The following is a 17308-nucleotide window of genomic DNA, read 5'->3' as shown; positions in this document are numbered from 1 at the left end:
CCTGCCATCTAAAATAGCAGGTTTGTTTATTTAAATTAATTTTTCTACTTCAACAAGCTCATTTGCCCAGTTTAATGATTCTGCATAGATCTTAAATAAATCCTTCTCATCAATATTTAATTCTCTGCATTTCTCGCTGATTACAGTCCACTCCGCCTTTTCAACAGCTAGAACAAGGTCTAAAACTTTCTTTAGCGGATTATCCTTTCCTACTAAAGCTTCACAAATCTCTTCATCAAGTGGCAGCTCCTGCAAAATCACATCCATCGGAACACTTAAAAGGGTATCAACCATCGAAAACATACCAGTCATAAAATTACTAGGCGATGAAATTTGATTAAATCTGATTTTTTCAATCTCCTCACACATCTTTGCCCTTGTAAGACTGATTTGAATCATTTCCTGAGAGATTACTTTTTTTCCAATCGTTGATTCTCGAACAGCAAGAACATAAATCCACTTTTGCAGCTCAATTAATCCTAGAAGGACGACAGCTTGCCGAATGGAATTAATCTTTTGTTTCGGCCTATAGGCAGGGGAGTTGATTAATTTTAGCAATTTATATGATAATGAAATATCCCTTTCGATCAACTCAGTAATTCGGTCGATACTCGGTTCTGTCATCGATAAATTCTGAATCATTTCATAATAGGAATGAAAATAGGCTGGTACATCATGTGTAGACATAATCATCGGCTTAGCAAAGAAATAGCCTTGAAAATAATGATAGCCTCGCCTTTTGGCTTCTTCAAATCCCTCTCTCGTTTCGACCTTTTCTGCTACCAATTCCAACGCTAATGATCTAACAATCGCTTCAATTTTCTCCCGCATTTCAATTGGTGTATTCAGAAAATCCACCTTAATGATATCTGCGTATTTCAATAAATCATAAGTATATGGGTTTAATTCATTCAGTACAAAATCATCAAGTGCAATCTGGTAGCCCAGCACCTTTAGTTCCTTACATATCTCAATTAACTCTGGACTGGGTTCAACCGTTTCTAGTATTTCTACCACTATTTCACGTGGTCTAAAATAAGTCGGAAGCCTTAGCTTAAGTAAATTTTCAGTAAAATTAATGAAACAAGGCTTACCACTTGAAAGTTTATCAATCCCAATGTTCAAGAAACTATTGATAATGAGTTCAGTGGTTGCCTGATCTCCATCTATCTCTGGGAAAGCATTCTCTTTTTGATTGCTGCGGTAAAGAAGCTCATAGCCAAACACTTCTTCCTTCACATTAAAAATCGGCTGCCTTGCAACAAAAACCTCCATATTGTTATACCTCCGACAAAAGATTAGCAAATTTCTTATATTTCTTTATTATATATGAATTATAGCATTAAGGGGGGCGAAATAAGAAATACTTTCACAAGTAATGTAATAGCTAGAGTTGAATAACCATAGATTAAAAAAAGGAATAGGATCACTCTCCTATTCCCTATTACAATATAAAATTACTTAATTAACCTATTACATGAAAAACAAAATTGAAAAGAAAGAGTCCTGCAATCACATATAATGATAATGAAACTTCCTTTGCTTTGCCGATCGCAATTTTGAGTATCGGATAAAGAATAAAGCCAACTGCTATTCCATCGGCGATACTGTACGTAAATGGAATCATTGCGATAATGAAAAATGCCGGAAAGCTTTCACTTAAGTCTTTCAAATCTAGATTACGAATATTTTGCAGCATTAATCCGCCAATAATCATTAAGATCGGTGCAATCGCACTGTTTGGGATCAGTTTAATGACTGGGATAAAAAAAGCTGAAACTACGAACAGCAAGCCTGTTATGATTGTCGTCAGACCTGTTCTTCCCCCAGCAGCCATGCCCGCAGTACTTTCCACCGTTGCCACCGTTGGACTAGTTCCAAACACACCAGACAGCATAGCTGATATGGAGTTTGCTTGAAAGGCACGAGGAAACTGTTCAGAACGATTAATGAATGAAACATGTCCATGAACGAGTCCAATATTTTCAAATACAAGGACCATCGTTAATGAAAAGACCGCAATCCAGAAAGTAATCGATAAGATATTATCAAATGACATCGCACCGAAAACGTCCATGTAATCAGACAACATAAATGCTTTCTCTTGTGAAGGTGTAAAATCGATCAAGCCAAATAGCCATGCAATTACTGAACCCGCAATAACGGTAATCAAAAAGTTGCCTGGTGTATTGCGCATGAAAAGAACGATCGCTATGAGGAAGGTAAGGACAGTCGCAAGTACTTGCGGATCCCCAAGATCACCAAGTGCAATGATTGAGTTTGTCCCTTTCTCAACGATTCCACCCTTCTCCAATCCGATCAACATTAAAAATAAACCTAGTCCCACTGTGATTGCTTCCTTCAATGACTGTGGAATGGATTCACTTAAAACGGTCGAAAAACGAGAAAACGCAACAAAAGTAAAGATTAAACCAGAAACAAAGACCACTGCTAATGCTTCCTGCCATGTCATCCCCATTGATTGAACAATGGTGTAAGAGAATAATGCATTAATCCCCATACCTGGCACAAGGAGAATCGGTACATTTGCCCAAAATCCCATTAATAAACAGCCAACAACAGATGTAATGATTGTTGCAAAAATAGCTGCTTCAATTGGAATTCCAGCTTCTGATAAAATAAGTGAATTAACGGCAATAATATACACGATTGTAAAGAAACCAATCATTCCTGCCAGTACCTCACGTTTAATCGAAGTCTGATTTTCTTCAAGCTGAAAGAAATGGTTAAACCAGTTTTTCTTCATGATGAAACGACCTAACTATTCAATTAGCCCTCTCCCTACCCGCTCCCCCTGAAAAATTCAGGTGAGCCACAAAGAATTATTTTAGCAAAAATTTATTACTTTGCCAATAGGTATGAATCTTTTTTGTATGCTGTCACGTATAGAAATATATCTTAGAAATGGAAGGATACATGCACTGTGACTGAAACAAGAGAACAATTGCTTACAGAATTGAAAAAGAGCGAGGATTGGGAAAAAGACCAAAGTGATTTATGGTTTTGGGAGAAGATTGGCCGTCTTCCTTTTAAATTATTGGACAAGTTCACTCCAGCTTTTTTACAAAATAAGATCGGTGTTATCTTAGACGAACTAGGACAGTATGTACAATCCGGGGGGAGATATTTAAGCTCCGTTTCTTCCATAAAGTCATATTACCCAAATCGTGAAGTGGAAAATTTAGAGGACGTTGCTTCGATTCCGATTACGGAAATGGATCAGGCGGTAACAAAGCTAACAAGCAATCGGAAAAGATTGGCAACGGTACAAGGAGCAAGCACAGGAATTGGCGGAATCTTTACTTTAACCATTGATATCCCACTGCTGCTTGGCATGCAGTTAAAAACTCTTCAAGATATTGCGATTTGCTATGGCTATAATCCAAATGATAAAAAAGAAAGAATGTATATTGTCAAAGTTCTCCAGTTTGTCTCTTCAGATATTGTTGGGAAGAAGGCAATCTTGAACCAGCTTTCCCTTATCGATTCACCTGATGAAGGGGCAAAAAGAGAAGTTGCTTCAGAAATTCAAGGCTGGCGCGAAGTCGTATTTACCTATCGAGATCAGGTTGGCTGGAAAAAACTCTTTCAAATGATTCCAATTGCAGGTTTGCTCTTTGGCGCTTTCATCAATCGTTCTGCTGTTAATGATATCGCCGAGGCAGGCATGATGCTGTACCGAAAGAGAAGAATTAAAGAACGGTTAACTGATTAAAATAACAGGGTCGTAACCAACATTTTGCCGAACCCTATTCAGAACAAACTACCCCTCCATTATCTAATTGAGTGGGGCATTCATTCCATTGATGAAGGACATTTTTCTAGTTAGCTGAATGAGATTTGTCCTTCATACCATTGATGAAGGACATTTTTTTGTTAACCGAACATACTTTGTCCTTCATACCATCGATGAAGGACATTTTTTTGTTAATCGAACGTACTTTGTCCTTCATACCATCGATGAAGGACATTTTTTTGTTAATCGAACGTACTTTGTCCTTCATACCATCGATGAAGGACTGTCCTCCCGTTTTCCAACCTACTTTTGTCCTTCATCGTTTATTCTTTAAAGTAGTTTCAGAATTTCTTTTTCCAACTCTTCCTCTATTACCGGCCCCATTACTTTTCTCCGAATCACTCCATCAGAATCTATAAAAAAACTTGTTGGATAGCCAATTATGGCATACTCATGAAAAACAGTCCCTTTTTCATCTAATGGAATGGGAAAAGTTAGTTTATATTCATCTACAAACTGCCCCACATGTTTTGGATCCTTTTCAGATGTTGTCACATTGACAGCAAGGATTTCAAATCCCTCTTTATTGTATTTTTTATAGAGCTTTTCCATATGGGGCATTTCATCCATGCAAGGCGGACACCAGGTTGCCCAGAAATTCAGAAGAACAGGCTTCCCATTATATTCACTTAACTTCACTGACCTTCCATTTAAATCAACCAATTCAAAATCAGGTGCTCTTTTGCCTTCATTTAAACCAATCGGCAGTTCCCCAGCATTCTCTATTTTCTCGTATTTTTCTACTTGTTCAACTTGATTACTGGTATCTTTTAAAATAAATTTATCAGCAATGAATAAGAGAACGACGGCAATCGCTACTCCCGCTGCCCATTTTTTCATGCATACACCCTCTTTAGATTAAATCCTATATGCCTTATCATACATAATAATTCATCTAAAGACTATAATCGTGCATGCTTCTGTACCCCTTTAACCATATTCCATTCTGACATCACTAATTAATGGAGGATTTTTGAAAGGATAGCAAGGATAGTTATCTTTAGTCCTTCATCCTCTTTCGTTTCAAAGGAGAGGACAGGGGTATTCGGGTCTTTAATCTTTCTTTCCCATTCCACAGGCATCATGCCCTTTTGCAGTCTGCCGACTCTTTTTTGATTATGGAAAAATTGATAATCCATAAATAATAACGAACGTTTAACAACAATCTCTTCCCTGCTGCTTTCAAAGATAGATTCCGACCGTCTTTCACTCTCCATATGATTTATTAAGTTTACTATTTTCTTATTCTTATCCATTACATTTATCTGACTCTTATTTACTATATAGGTGGCTATCAAATTGTTTGTTTCATCGTAAAGTCCATATCTTTTTTCGAAAAACTTGTCCAAGAAACGAGGCAAAAACCATTTAAAAGATAGCTGTTTCATTTCTTTGAGCTCTCCTAATAATTGTCCCTCATGACTAAAAAATAGCAGTCTTAATGAGGGTGCTGGCAGAAAATGAATAAGGAGATGATCTGCATTCAATAATGTCTGATTCATCTTTATATGTTCAGTCGGGTTTTCTATAATTGATTTTGAACGCCGATCACAAACCAAATAATATTGATAACAAAAAAAGCTATATACGAGAAATGGGAGAACAATCAGGACCATTCTTCCATCTCTTGCAATCATGATTCCATAAATAATGAGAAAGAACGGAGGAATAAGTGAAGCAAGACTGGCACTCAATGAAATGGAGGCTGTTTTTTTGTAATACTGTTTAATATTCATGAAAAAACTCCTTATTATATTAAAAGGGAAATCCTTCCTAATCGGCTGAGAATATGCTATTAATTAATAGAGTCTCTTTTATTCTATTAATCAACTTCCCAAAACATGATTTTTAGGAGGGAAAACATGAAAAAATTCATATTTTTAGGTGTATTAATAATCGTTCCCGTTATCATCATTTCGGTTATTCATATACAGATAATTAAGACCGCCAATCAGTCTCCTCCTGCCAATATTCCTTATCTCATCGTTCTCGGAGCAAAAGTAAATGGAGAAGAAATGTCTCTAAGCTTGCTTTACCGGGCAAAAATGGCCCTTTCTTATTTAGAAGACAATCCCAAGACCGTTGTTATTGTTACTGGCGGCCAAGGAAAAGGAGAAAATATAACAGAAGCAGAGGCCCTCCGGCGATTCTTCGTTGAGAATCATATTGATGAAACACGTATCCTGATTGAAGATCGTTCTACTTCCACATATGAAAATGTAAAATTCACAAAGGAGCTTTATGATATTGATGAAGCCGTCATTGTCAGTAATAATTTCCATCTATATCGGGCAGCCACTCTTGCAAATAAAGTTGGAATTAACGGATACCCTTTAGCGGCTGAAACACCAAAAGTTGTAAAGGCGACGCTATTTATCCGCGAATATGCAGCAGTCTTAAAGATGAAGCTCCTCGGCACATAAATAATAATAGGGGCAGCCCAATTCGTCGTTTTCTAGACTTTTGGACTGCCCCTATTTTGTCAAATGACTATCATTGCTTACCAATTGCAAATCCTATCTTTATACTTTTTCGCATCTTCAAACCCTTTTAAATATAGCTTTTCAAGTTTACGTGGATCTCTTTCCATTCTTCCTACTTCTAATGGTTCTTGTGGCTGAATGATTAACACCCTGCCATTTCTCTCTTCTTCTTCAAGATAGCGGATTGTATCATTGTACTTTTGATAACGGCTTGCTAATGCTCGCTGCAGACCGTCATACTGCGAGTATTTCCTTTTGACAAGGAAATGAAATTTCGAAGGCTTCTTTCTGTACCCTTTATTTCTAGTTAAAATCACTACTGATTTATCAAACCCATCATTCTGAGCCTTTTTAATTGGAATGGGATCACTAATTCCTCCATCAAGTAAGGTCCGATTATGAAAATGGACTTCAGGAGCAATAAAAGGCAAAGAACTTGATGCTCTAACAATTTTAAGCATTTCTTCTCCATAATCATTTTTTCCAAAATAGACAGGTTCCCCCGTTTGACAATCGGTCGTTCCGATAACAAATTCGGCGTTGTTACTGTAAAAATCATCAAAATGATAGGGAACATATTTGTTCGGAATCTCATCAAAAATAAAATCCATTCCAAAAAGCTGCCTTGACTTCATGAAGTTTCGCCATGATATATAGCGAGGATCTGTTACATAATCAATATTTACAATTTTGTTCCGACCCTTCTGTTTGGATAAATAGGAGGCAGCGACACCAGCACCAGCGGAAACACCTATCACATAAGGGAAATTTATTTCCTGCTCCAAGAAATATTCTAGGACGCCAGCCGTATAGACGCCGCGCATGCCTCCTCCCTCCAAAACAAGTCCAATATTGTTCATCACCGTTCGTCTTCCTCCCATAATGATTATCATTATTATCTTACCAAATCTTCTAAGGAGGAGGGAATGAATTTGCTTCTGCTCATTTACATGCTCAAGCTAGCTCTCTTCTGCGGAATACAGCAATGCTTCCGACCAATAGAATGATCATTCCAACTACAGACAAAATGATTGCTGACCACGCATCTGATGGAAACTCCTGATTAATAATAAACTGACTCACATACGAAGGCAAAACCGATGGACTCCATTCAAACCATCTTGAAAACATACTGCTGAAAAGGCTTAATACGATCACAACTGCCATTGAAATAAAGCCGACAGCCCCTGGCGATTTGAGAAATGAGTTAAAGAAAACCGTAATTGTAAGTACAAATGATAGCCAAATCCCATATATAAGGAAGGACCAGATAAAATCCGAGAATGCAATAGGTTCAAAAAGAATAACAACATAATACCAGGAAACAAGATACCCAATGAAATATGCAATCCAAAGCAACAGCATTGCACCAGCCCATTTTGCTGTTACAAATGCAGCGTAAGAAACTGGCTTAACCAGAATAAGTCCTGCTACTCCACTCTTTCTTTCTCCAGCAATTATACCCATTGAGGTTAATATAATGACTAGTACGCCTAATGTATTATATTGGTTCAAAGATGCTACTAATACTTCAGGTGCAGATGGAACTGGCAATTCAATAACCGCACCTTCTGGCAAATCACCTAGAGAATCAATGATTTGCGGCATATAATAGGCTGTTAATGGTTCTGTTACTGCGATTAGAATAAAGACAATCGGAACCCATATCCATTTAAAATTACGCGACATCTCTAAGATTTCTTTATTTAATAATGTAATCCACTGGCTCATTTCTCCACCACCTTCATAAAAACATCCTCCAGACTTGTTCTGCTAATCTCAAATTTGACAAGCGGCCAGTTCAATTCTGCCAGTTCCTTCAAAAACACAGTTCTCGCTTGCTCGATATCTGTAACAAAAAAACTAATTTTGCTCCCCTCTATGGTGACAGATTGAACCTTTACAAGTGATGATAAATGCTCGATATACTTATCTTCCTTCCCTTTAAATACGAGGTCAATTTTTGCCTGCTGATGTTTATCACGCAGCTGTTCCATTGTTCCTGATTCTACTAATCTTCCATTATGAAGGAATAAGATTTCATCACATACTTCTTCCGCATCATTCAAAATATGAGTCGAAAAAAGTATTGTCGTAGTCTTTTTCAAACGTTCCAACAGTTCCAGAACTTCTCTGCGCCCAAAAGGATCCAATGCTGAAACCGGTTCATCTAGCATAACCAATTGGGGACGGTGAATGAGAGCTTGTGCGATCCCTAATCGTTGCTTCATTCCACCGGAGTATTTCCCAATTCGGCGATTCTTCGCTTCCATAATGCCAACAAGTTCAAGTAACTCTTCTGTTCTTACTTTTGAATCTTGTTTTGATAATCCCGCAATTTTTCCGGCATATTCCAAAAACTCTCGACCTGTCATCCACTCATAAAAAACAGGATGTTGTGGGAGATAACCAATTAACTTTCGAAAATCCTCACCTTCTTCAATCCCAGTAAATGAGATATTGCCTGATGAGACCTTTATTAATCCAGAAAGCATTTGCAAGATTGTTGTTTTCCCTGCACCATTTGCCCCAAGCAATGCAATACATTTCTCTTTCCTTATTTCAAAATCCAGTCCTTTAATTACTTCATGTTTTTGATAGCTTTTCTTGAGCCCTTTTACTTTTACAACAACCATTAATTGTTTCTCCTTCCGACCACAAAGTAAAGAATCGGGCCAATAATATTCACAAATAGAATTAATAAAATCCACAGCCATTTCGGACCGTTTGTTTTATCATTACGGACTAAATCAATGATGGCAATTAACATAAGGATTAATTGAATAAGAATAATGGGAGCAATAATTGGAACAATAACTGCCCAGTTGATTTCAGACATTTTATGATTCCTCCTTTTTTATTTCATCTACACCTATATGACGCATAAGAATGAATTTCGTTCAAAAGAAAATAAAAAAATCCTAGAGTATACAAACTCTAGGACTTTCCTATTATCGAATAAGCCTAAATACAAGCGGAAATCGGTATTCCTTGCCTTCATATGCTTTCACCGCTGCAATAATTGTAAAAACAAAAGCAGCAACACCGACAATCCAAATCGTAATAAAACCAATTAATACAATCATTAATATCATGCTGATGATTGAGTACACTGCATACGAAATGATGAAGTTAAAATACTCTTTTCCATGACTATCAATATACGCTGATTCATCTTTCTTTAAAAGCCAGATCACAAGCGGACCAATAATCGTTGTGAAAAAACTTGATACATAAATAGCTGCAGCCAGCAATCTTTCATCATTGGATGGCATTTGTCATTCCCCCTATTTATTTATGAACTCTTTTTTCGGAAACTTCCTCTATTAGTAAGTGTTCGTTTAATTATAAACGGATGAGTTCTCCTATGATATTATGTACGCTTGAAACTCGATAAAGTTTCGTACATTTTGACGGATATCTAAAAATACTTCCTTTTATTCTTTACCTATTTTCAGTTCTTGAATAGGACAACTTGAATAAACTTGGTAAAGACAACCTTAATTATCATTATATTTTTTCATAAAGGATGATGTGATTTGATGTCTAAATTAGAAGCATTTATTCTCGGAATTATTCAAGGCCTTACCGAATTTCTCCCCATTTCCAGTACAGGTCATTTGTATTTAGGCCGGCATTTATTCGGTCTGGATGATGCTGGGCTGTTTTTAGATACTATGCTTCATGTTGGTACATTGCTCGCTGTTCTTGTTATTTATAAAAATGAACTGCTGCAAGTCTTGAAGAACCCATTTGGAAAGCTCTCGATGCTGCTGGTGATTGGAACCATCCCTGCTGTAATCGTTGGATATCTTTTTAGCGACATGTTTGACTCAATTTCAAAAACAGGGGTTACGATCGGATGGGAGTTCTTAATTACCGGATTCATTCTTTGGATGGCAGACAGCATTAAAAACGGAGCAAAGAAAATGGACAAGATTAGTTATGGTGATGCATTATTTATCGGAACTTTTCAAGCTGCCGCAATATTTCCAGCAATATCAAGATCTGGGCTTACGATTGCTGCAGGGCTCTTCCGCAAGCTGGACAGGGAAACTGCCGCTTATTTCTCCTTTCTGCTTTCAATTCCTGCCATTGCGGGCGGAATCATCCTTCAATTTGGAGAAATGGTATCAGGCCATACAGAAGCTATTTCCCTCAGCAGTTTATTTATCGCTACCTTGTCTTCCGCATTATTTGGCTATATGGCTGTTGTCTGGATGATCAACTACCTAAAGAAAAATTCATTGAGAATTTTTGCTATATACGTTTGGATTCTTGGTATTTCCATACTCGTGCTACAAATAACAGGAGTTTTTTAATTAAGTAAATGATACCTAAAGTAAGGGGGCTTTTTAATTGAAAGAATGGATCCTTTCTTTTTTCGAGATCTTGTCACAGCTTGGCTATTTGGGCATTGCCTTAGGGTTAATGGCTGAAATCATTCCAAGTGAAGTTGTTTTGAGCTACGGAGGCTATTTAGTTAGTACAGGGAAAATCCATTTTTGGGGCGCACTAATTGCTGGGGTGGCTGGTGGAACAATTGCTCAGCTTTTCCTATATTGGATTGGACTTTATGGCGGCAGACCTTTTCTTGATAAATATGGGAAATTCCTATTAATTAAGCATTCTCATTTAGACGCATCCGAACGATGGTTTCAGAAATATGGAACAGGAGTCATTTTTACTGCTCGCTTTGTTCCTATCATTCGCCATGCCATTTCTATCCCCGCAGGAATATCAAAAATGCCGCTTTCCACATTTAGCATTTATACAATAGCGGCCATGATCCCATGGACCGTTTTATTTTTACTACTTGGAATTGAACTTGGGGATCATTGGCGAGAGATTAAAGAATATGCAGAACCCGTCATTATCCCAATCATTCTTCTTGCCTTTGCTTCAATCATTATTTACTTTCTATATAAAAAAAGACAGTAAGCAAAATTTGTATTCCTTATCCACTTATACCCTGTTAAAATATGAGAAACACTCAAACATAGAATGATTCTACTAACACTTAGTGTAGATGAAGGGAGACTTTCGATGATTAAAGTTTCACTTTATCTTAGGTAGGGGAAAGGATTGTTATGACAAAAATTTTATTAAAAAATGCTTACATCCATCCAATAACAACTGCACCCTTTCATGGTGATGTATTAGTAGATGCAGGAAAAATTGTAAAGACAGGAAAATTCATCATGGCCGACCCGAATGTAAGAATAATAGATTGCAGCTACAATTTTTTAATGCCAGGATTTATTGATGTCCATACCCATTTGGGATTATATGATGAAGGGACAGGCTGGGCTGGCAATGACGCGAATGAAACCGCTGAAGCAATGAGCCCCCATGTTCGTGCGATGGATGGTGTTCATCCACTCGACCCAGCATTTACTGACGCTGTAAGACACGGGATTACAACAACTCATATTATGCCTGGCAGCGCCAATGTAATTGGCGGGACAACATCCGTCATCAAAACAGCTGGAAAAAACATCAAAAAAATGCTCGTTCAAGAAACAGCAGGATTAAAGATTGCTCTCGGCGAAAATCCAAAGCGAATACATAGCCAAGGAAATAAAGACTCAATTACCCGAATGGGAATCATGGGGATGCTTAGAGAAGCATTCTATGAAGCTAGTCATTTATATCACCCGGATTCACTAAGAACAGCTGCCATTATGCAAGCATTAAAAAGAGAAATCCCCGTTCGAATACATGCTCATCGTGCAGATGATATCATATCAGCCATTCGATTTGCTGAGGAATTCAATCTTGATCTGCGTATCGAACATTGCACAGAGGGGCACCTCATTGCTGAAGAATTAGCCGGGCTTAACCTAAAAGTTTCGGTCGGTCCCACATTAACAAGAAGGTCTAAAGTTGAATTAAAAAATAAAACGTGGAAAACCTATCAGGAACTTACCAATCATGGGGTGGAAGTTTCAATCACGACCGATCATCCATATACACCAATCCAGTATCTAAATCTATGTGCTTCCATCGCTGTTCGTGAGGGGTTAAATGAACAAAAGGCACTAGAGGGCATTACTATTCTACCAGCTAAGAACCTTCGGATCGATCATCAACTTGGAAGTATTGAAGCAGGAAAGGATGCTGATTTAGTGCTTTGGAGTCATCACCCCTTCCATTATCTTGCAAAGCCAAAATGGACGATGATAAATGGAGATTTTGCATACGAAGAATCCTGAATTTTGTAGAAATTCGCTGTTGATAATTGACACAAAATCGCTAAAAAAATAAGTTAAAAAACTATTTCCTTTTTTATTGTTTTTTAGTATTATACGAATGTGAAATCATTTTTTTAGCGAAAATAAAAAATTTAATATCAGAAACGATAGAAATAGGGAAGGCAAATGGTGCGCCACCAGTCATACTGGTTCTAGTGGGTTCGATTCCCACCCCGAAATTTTTTAGCAACATACAAAAAATTTCGAGGGTGGACCGAAAGACTCTATTTGGCATGGAGTAGGAACGTCCTCAAGCTTGGAGGGATAACCTATGCTCAAGAAACGTGATTTCCATGAATGCCATGTACTGTACGATTTAATGACACACCCAGATGTCTTCCCTTTTGTGCGCCATAAAGCCTATTCATATGATGAATTTATATTTATGACTAAACAAACCATTGAAGCCGAAGAACGTGGAGAGCTTATTTCACGCACGATTCTTGATGAATGGGGAGCCCCGATCGGGACCATTAATTTATTTGATATTCAGGATCATGCAGGATTTTTAGGTACTTGGCTTGGGAAGCCATTTCATGGGAAAGGCTATAATAAGATTGCAAAAGATGCTTTTTTTGAAGAACTTTTTTACGATGCTGGAATTGAAACGATTTTTATGAAAATAAGAAAAGAAAATATTCGTTCACAAAAAGCGGCAGAGAAGCTGCCTTATGTCGTTCTAGCAAATGAATCAAGAAAATCCATTTATGAGCAATTAAATGTAAATGGCCCGATATATAATTTATATGAGATTCCGAAGGATTTATACACCCTTCATGTTTTACGAAGTGGTGCTGCCGATATCCAAGAGGCTTCTCATTTATTAGAAGCATGAAAGTTAGCAGAAGCCAATTATTTAATTGGCTTCTTTTATTTTGGGAAAATTTCGCACAACCATTAATCTGTTACATTCGCTTCAAACTCATCTGGTTTATCACTTATACCGAACTGCCCCATTAACTCCTCCAACTCTTCATTCGTAAGTGTTTCAAAGCGGCCATCGTGAAATAAAACTTGGGTCTGATTCGGATTAATCCTGTTTAAATTAAAATTCATGATTCTCGCTCCTTTGTTATTTTTGTACGTCATACCGTGGATAAATTTCTTTACTACCTATATTTCACATAAGAATTTAATTTCATTCATGATTTTTAAAAGTTCACATAATTGCAAAATTGTTATGACAAATTTAATACTTTTTAAAAAATAAAGAAAAACCCCCTTCAGAAAGGGAGTTTTTCTTTACTTTTCGTTCTTATCTATAAGTTCAAGATATAAATTTCTAACGATAAATGTTTTGTACAGCTCAAGTTTTCTTAGCTCGATTGGGTGTTTACTAATACCAGTTTCCTTCAGTTTCTGGATATACCATCCCTTTGACCCTTTATAAGCCATTCCAATTTCCCTCCTAATACTTGTCCGATTTACAACAATATATGCTGGGAGAAAAATATTCATGACATCATTATTTCAGATCTCTGAATGCCTTTCCTAAGACATCTTTACCACCTGTAATAGAAATAACACTGCCGGTTATGAAATCCGACTTTTCGTCAACAAGAAAGGTGATAACCCTTGCAATGTCTTCTCCTGTTCCAGGTCTGCCAACTGGCGAATCACTATCAATTCTTTCTACCGCTTGAATAATTTCCTTCTCTTTCCATTCTCCGGTGATATCCCCAGGACAAACCATATTAGCAGTAATCCCATTTTCAGCTTCTTCGAGTGCCATTGTTTTTGTTAAGGAGACTACTCCACTTTTTGCAGCAGCAAATGCGGAGCGGTAAATCCAGCCTGGAGCTGTCTCTACTCGATCAAAACCAATGGTTATTATTCGGCCCCACTTTTTCTCGCGCATTTTTGGAATCAATAATTTTGATAAATAGAACACTGCATTTAGGTTTCCATTGATCAATTCATTCCACTTTTCAAATGGATAATCGGTCATTACTATTCTTTCATGTATGTAAGGGCCTGCATTATGAACAAGAATATCGATCGTTGAGAAGGTTGAAAGTGCTTTTTGGACAATATTACGGCAGTCATCTAATGAAGTAATATCACCTTTAATACAAATATTCTTTGTCCCGAACCTATTCGTTAACTCACTAGCTAGAGATTCGGCTTTCTCCTTGCTTTCTCGGTAATTAATTGCTAAATGAATTCCGTTTTCAGCTAGAAGAAAGGCTGTCTTTCTTCCGATTCCAGCTGCCCCTCCCGTTATTAAGGCTGTTTTCTCTCTCACAGACATACCCCACAGTAATTGCATTTTATTTAATGTATTATTACCAATATATTATTAAGAACCTTATCGTTATGCAAATGAAATGTATTACTGCATCATTATTCCTTGCGTCATCTCTTGAACTTTTCTTAACGGTTGCAGCCTTCTCCGCATATTATGAATGGAAGCTTTGATTTTTTTAAAATTTTCCTGTATTTGAAAGGATGATGCCTCATGTTTCCTTGGAATCTCTTCCCTTTTCATAAGGATACGAAGCAAAAAATGCAACAAATGAATCCTGAAGATATCAATAAATATATCCAAAACATGATGGGACAAATGATCCCCGAACAAATGCAGGGGATGATGAACCCGCAAGATTTAGCAAAGGGCTTCCAGACAGGGCAAAAACCCCAAGGCCAAGCTTCTTCTCTCCCTTCTTCTGTATTTGAGACACATGATTCTGTTTATGTAAGGGTGCCGATTAAGAATGAGGAATGGCGGAAGGATATGAAGCTCTATCATACATCAAATCAGATGATTATTGAGCATATTCCAGAATACGATGATAAGCACATCATCACACTCCCTGCTCTTGTGAAAAAAAAGGGAACGACTGCACAAATAAAAGATGGAATACTCGAAGTAAAAATCCCTAAAAATATTGATATGCAGTTTTCAGAAATTGATGTCACAGATATAGATTAACATAAATCTATCCATAAAAAAGAACAGTCCCAATTACTTGGAACTGCTCGTTTTGTCTACTCTAATTTATTTACCAATAAACATTTGAGTCCAGTAGTTGCCATCTGCTACATGACCTACTCCTAGATGTGTGTAGCTAGCATTTAAGATATTTTTACGGTGGCCTTCACTATTCATCCATGCAGTTACTACTTCTTCAGGTGAACGCTGACCCATAGCAATATTTTCGCCTGCAGACTTATATGTGATACCAAATTGTTTCATCATATCAAATGGAGATCCGTAAGTTGGGCTGTTATGATCAAAGTATCCTTTAGCCTTCATATCAGCTGATTTTGTACGTGCAACCTTGCTTAATTCTACATCAAGCTGTAAAGCAGGTACGCCATTTTTTGCACGTTCTTGGTTTGTTAATTCTAATACTTTTTGCTCATAAGCACTTACTGCTGATGATGCAGATGTTGATGGTTTAGATTGATCTGTTTGTACAGGTGTCTTTTCAGCTGGTTGCTGTACTGGCTTCTCTGCCGGCTTTTGTACTGGCTTTTCTGCTGGTTGCTGTACTGGTTTCTCAGCTGGCTTTTGTACCGGCTTTTCAGCTGGCTTCTGTACTGGCTTTTCTGCCGGCTTCTGTACTGGTTTTTGTACTGGTTGTTTATTTACTTGATTAAAATTCCAATTAATATTGTATTCTTTCATCAATTTTTGAAGTGTGCTATTTAATTGATCATTATTAATAATAGTAGCTTGATTGAATTGAACCTTAACTTGTTTTGGCGTCGGGCAATTAGAAGCTGCGTCTGCCTTGTTAACCACTGGATTTGAAACTAATAATGCTGCTGCGGCTGCTACTGAAAAAATCACTTTTTTATTCATTTATGAAAATCCTCCCTGATGTATGTTTTTGAATTTTGTGTTGCTGTGTAACTTGTACACACATCATAACATGGGGTTTCTAGTAATATTTCAGGAAGGGATTTACATTTACCTATTTTACTAGTTATTATTAGAAAATTTAAAGAATGGAAATCTGCTAGAATTGGAATAAACCCTTTATTTATTTGGCTTTTCCCTTCTACAGCTTGGAAGAAACCGGAAATGATAATTTTGGTATTTTTGGAGAGCTATTGAGGGTACTTCCATATTAAAACTACTAAATGACTATTGACAGGTTTTTGGATAGCCTTCTTCTTTTACTTATATTACGAGGATGTTACATATGTGAATATTAAATGATAGAAAATCAGGAGAGATATGGGCAGATCTTTAAACTGAAAAAGCAGCCAGCTGGCTGCTTTTTCTTAATGACTGCCGTGTTCGCCTTCATTCTCATCCATATCCATAGATGAGGAATCTTCTTCTGGTTCACTTGGCTGTCCGATAATGAACTCTTTTTTAGGCATACTATGCATGCTTTTAGCTGTCACATGTGAATAAATATAATAGGTGCCTTCTTCCGTAAAGCTTTTTTCCAAGCGATAAATGCCATCTTCCGCATGTTCAACCACTACTTTCTCGTGATGCTCATCATTTGCCCGCCAAATTTCAAAATTAACATCCTCTGCATCTGTTACCTTTTCATCCCCATATGTAACCTTTGCTTCAAAAGTAACTGGCTCATTTACTTCTGCTTTCTCAGGATTGATGGTTAAATCTACTTCAAGAAATGCAACCTCTTCTTCTTTACTTTCAGAAGAACATGCCGCTACAAATAAAACAGTCCCCAGCAGAAATAGAATGAATAGCAATTTTCTCATATGAATAATCTCCTTTAGTATGATTCACTTAATAATTGACCGAAATTGTGTGAGGAATGTGAAAG

At 37.2% G+C, this 17308-nt stretch carries 21 protein-coding genes; 7 read left to right on the top strand and 14 right to left on the bottom strand.

Translation table 11 applies throughout. The features are described 5' to 3' along the window. Positions 1-30 precede the first annotated feature (30 nt). Together ACFYKT_RS05695 and ACFYKT_RS05690 are read right to left on the bottom strand one after the other, a co-directional pair. Positions 31-1275 carry an EAL and HDOD domain-containing protein gene (locus ACFYKT_RS05695; protein WP_389216688.1) on the bottom strand — a complete coding sequence of 415 codons (1245 nt, stop codon included), beginning with the start codon at positions 1273-1275 and terminating at the stop codon, positions 31-33. A 190-nt stretch (positions 1276-1465) separates the two neighbouring features. Then, positions 1466-2767, bottom strand: coding sequence for an NCS2 family permease (locus tag ACFYKT_RS05690; RefSeq protein ID WP_389216686.1), 1302 nt, complete (start codon positions 2765-2767; stop codon positions 1466-1468). 177 nt (positions 2768-2944) lie between these two features. On the opposite strand from ACFYKT_RS05690, the gene ACFYKT_RS05685 reads away from it, so the two are divergent. After that, entirely contained in the window at positions 2945-3736 is a 792-nt protein-coding gene (locus ACFYKT_RS05685; protein ID WP_389216684.1) for an EcsC family protein, read from the top strand. Positions 3737-4087: 351 nt separating this feature from the next. On the opposite strand, the gene ACFYKT_RS05680 is transcribed toward ACFYKT_RS05685, so the two are convergent. Next, positions 4088-4657 (bottom strand): TlpA disulfide reductase family protein, encoded by a 570-nt coding sequence (locus ACFYKT_RS05680; protein WP_389216682.1) that lies wholly within the window; start codon positions 4655-4657, stop codon positions 4088-4090. A gap of 119 nt (positions 4658-4776) precedes the next feature. Then, complete coding sequence (locus tag ACFYKT_RS05675; protein ID WP_389216679.1) at positions 4777-5553, bottom strand: hypothetical protein; 777 nt, start codon at positions 5551-5553, stop codon at positions 4777-4779. 126 nt (positions 5554-5679) lie between these two features. Here ACFYKT_RS05675 and ACFYKT_RS05670 point away from each other — a divergent pair, with 126 nt between their 5' ends. Continuing rightward, positions 5680-6240 carry a YdcF family protein gene (locus tag ACFYKT_RS05670; protein ID WP_389216676.1) on the top strand — a complete coding sequence of 187 codons (561 nt, stop codon included), beginning with the start codon at positions 5680-5682 and terminating at the stop codon, positions 6238-6240. A 77-nt stretch (positions 6241-6317) separates the two neighbouring features. Here ACFYKT_RS05670 and ACFYKT_RS05665 read toward each other — a convergent pair whose 3' ends face one another. The 5 genes from ACFYKT_RS05665 to ACFYKT_RS05645 form a co-directional block, all read right to left on the bottom strand. Further along, a complete protein-coding gene (locus ACFYKT_RS05665; protein ID WP_389216674.1) occupies positions 6318-7163 on the bottom strand; it encodes a patatin-like phospholipase family protein in 846 nt (281 codons plus the stop codon). Positions 7164-7254: 91 nt separating this feature from the next. Next, a complete protein-coding gene (locus ACFYKT_RS05660; protein WP_389216671.1) occupies positions 7255-8031 on the bottom strand; it encodes an ABC transporter permease in 777 nt (258 codons plus the stop codon). Further along, a complete protein-coding gene (locus tag ACFYKT_RS05655) occupies positions 8028-8936 on the bottom strand; it encodes an ABC transporter ATP-binding protein (RefSeq protein ID WP_389216668.1) in 909 nt (302 codons plus the stop codon). Before ACFYKT_RS05655 ends, ACFYKT_RS05660 begins: the two co-directional genes overlap by 4 nt. After that, a complete protein-coding gene (locus tag ACFYKT_RS05650) occupies positions 8936-9139 on the bottom strand; it encodes a PLD nuclease N-terminal domain-containing protein (protein ID WP_389216665.1) in 204 nt (67 codons plus the stop codon). Before ACFYKT_RS05650 ends, ACFYKT_RS05655 begins: the two co-directional genes overlap by 1 nt. 112 nt (positions 9140-9251) lie before the next feature. Then, the gene (locus ACFYKT_RS05645) at positions 9252-9575 is read right to left on the bottom strand and encodes a DUF4870 domain-containing protein (RefSeq protein WP_389216662.1); all 324 of its coding nucleotides are present in this window, start codon (positions 9573-9575) and stop codon (positions 9252-9254) included. 267 nt (positions 9576-9842) lie between these two features. Here ACFYKT_RS05645 and ACFYKT_RS05640 point away from each other — a divergent pair, with 267 nt between their 5' ends. From ACFYKT_RS05640 to ACFYKT_RS05625, 4 genes are all read left to right on the top strand, one after another. Next, complete coding sequence (locus ACFYKT_RS05640) at positions 9843-10622, top strand: undecaprenyl-diphosphate phosphatase (protein WP_389216659.1); 780 nt, start codon at positions 9843-9845, stop codon at positions 10620-10622. 37 nt (positions 10623-10659) lie between these two features. Beyond that, entirely contained in the window at positions 10660-11241 is a 582-nt protein-coding gene (locus ACFYKT_RS05635) for a DedA family protein (protein WP_389216656.1), read from the top strand. Positions 11242-11390: 149 nt separating this feature from the next. Beyond that, the gene (locus tag ACFYKT_RS05630; RefSeq protein ID WP_389216653.1) at positions 11391-12515 is read left to right on the top strand and encodes an amidohydrolase; all 1125 of its coding nucleotides are present in this window, start codon (positions 11391-11393) and stop codon (positions 12513-12515) included. Positions 12516-12825: 310 nt separating this feature from the next. Continuing rightward, positions 12826-13389, top strand: coding sequence for a GNAT family N-acetyltransferase (locus ACFYKT_RS05625; RefSeq protein WP_389216650.1), 564 nt, complete (start codon positions 12826-12828; stop codon positions 13387-13389). Between the two features lie 62 nt (positions 13390-13451). Here ACFYKT_RS05625 and ACFYKT_RS05620 read toward each other — a convergent pair whose 3' ends face one another. The 3 genes from ACFYKT_RS05620 to ACFYKT_RS05610 all read right to left on the bottom strand — a co-directional run bounded on the left by ACFYKT_RS05620 (position 13452) and on the right by ACFYKT_RS05610 (position 14799). Then, a complete protein-coding gene (locus ACFYKT_RS05620; RefSeq protein WP_389216647.1) occupies positions 13452-13610 on the bottom strand; it encodes a hypothetical protein in 159 nt (52 codons plus the stop codon). A gap of 186 nt (positions 13611-13796) precedes the next feature. Further along, the gene (locus ACFYKT_RS05615; RefSeq protein WP_389216644.1) at positions 13797-13949 is read right to left on the bottom strand and encodes a DUF2639 domain-containing protein; all 153 of its coding nucleotides are present in this window, start codon (positions 13947-13949) and stop codon (positions 13797-13799) included. A gap of 70 nt (positions 13950-14019) precedes the next feature. After that, positions 14020-14799, bottom strand: coding sequence for an SDR family oxidoreductase (locus ACFYKT_RS05610; RefSeq protein WP_389216641.1), 780 nt, complete (start codon positions 14797-14799; stop codon positions 14020-14022). Positions 14800-15012: 213 nt separating this feature from the next. Between ACFYKT_RS05610 and ACFYKT_RS05605 the strand changes: the two genes are divergently transcribed. Then, positions 15013-15486, top strand: a complete 474-nt coding sequence (locus tag ACFYKT_RS05605; protein ID WP_389216639.1) for an Hsp20/alpha crystallin family protein — start codon at positions 15013-15015, stop codon at positions 15484-15486. Between the two features lie 66 nt (positions 15487-15552). Here the strand turns inward: ACFYKT_RS05605 and ACFYKT_RS05600 are convergent, their stop codons facing one another. Together ACFYKT_RS05600 and ACFYKT_RS05595 are read right to left on the bottom strand one after the other, a co-directional pair. Continuing rightward, positions 15553-16362, bottom strand: coding sequence for a CAP domain-containing protein (locus tag ACFYKT_RS05600; protein WP_389216636.1), 810 nt, complete (start codon positions 16360-16362; stop codon positions 15553-15555). Between the two features lie 425 nt (positions 16363-16787). Continuing rightward, positions 16788-17243, bottom strand: coding sequence for a FixH family protein (locus tag ACFYKT_RS05595; RefSeq protein WP_389216633.1), 456 nt, complete (start codon positions 17241-17243; stop codon positions 16788-16790). Positions 17244-17308 lie beyond the last annotated feature (65 nt).

The organism is Cytobacillus mangrovibacter (genome assembly GCF_042865275.1).
GTDB lineage: Bacteria > Bacillota > Bacilli > Bacillales > Cytobacillaceae > Cytobacillus > Cytobacillus mangrovibacter.
The sequence above is the reverse complement of the archived record's forward strand: the minus strand, read 5'-3'. Positions and strand labels throughout refer to the sequence as shown.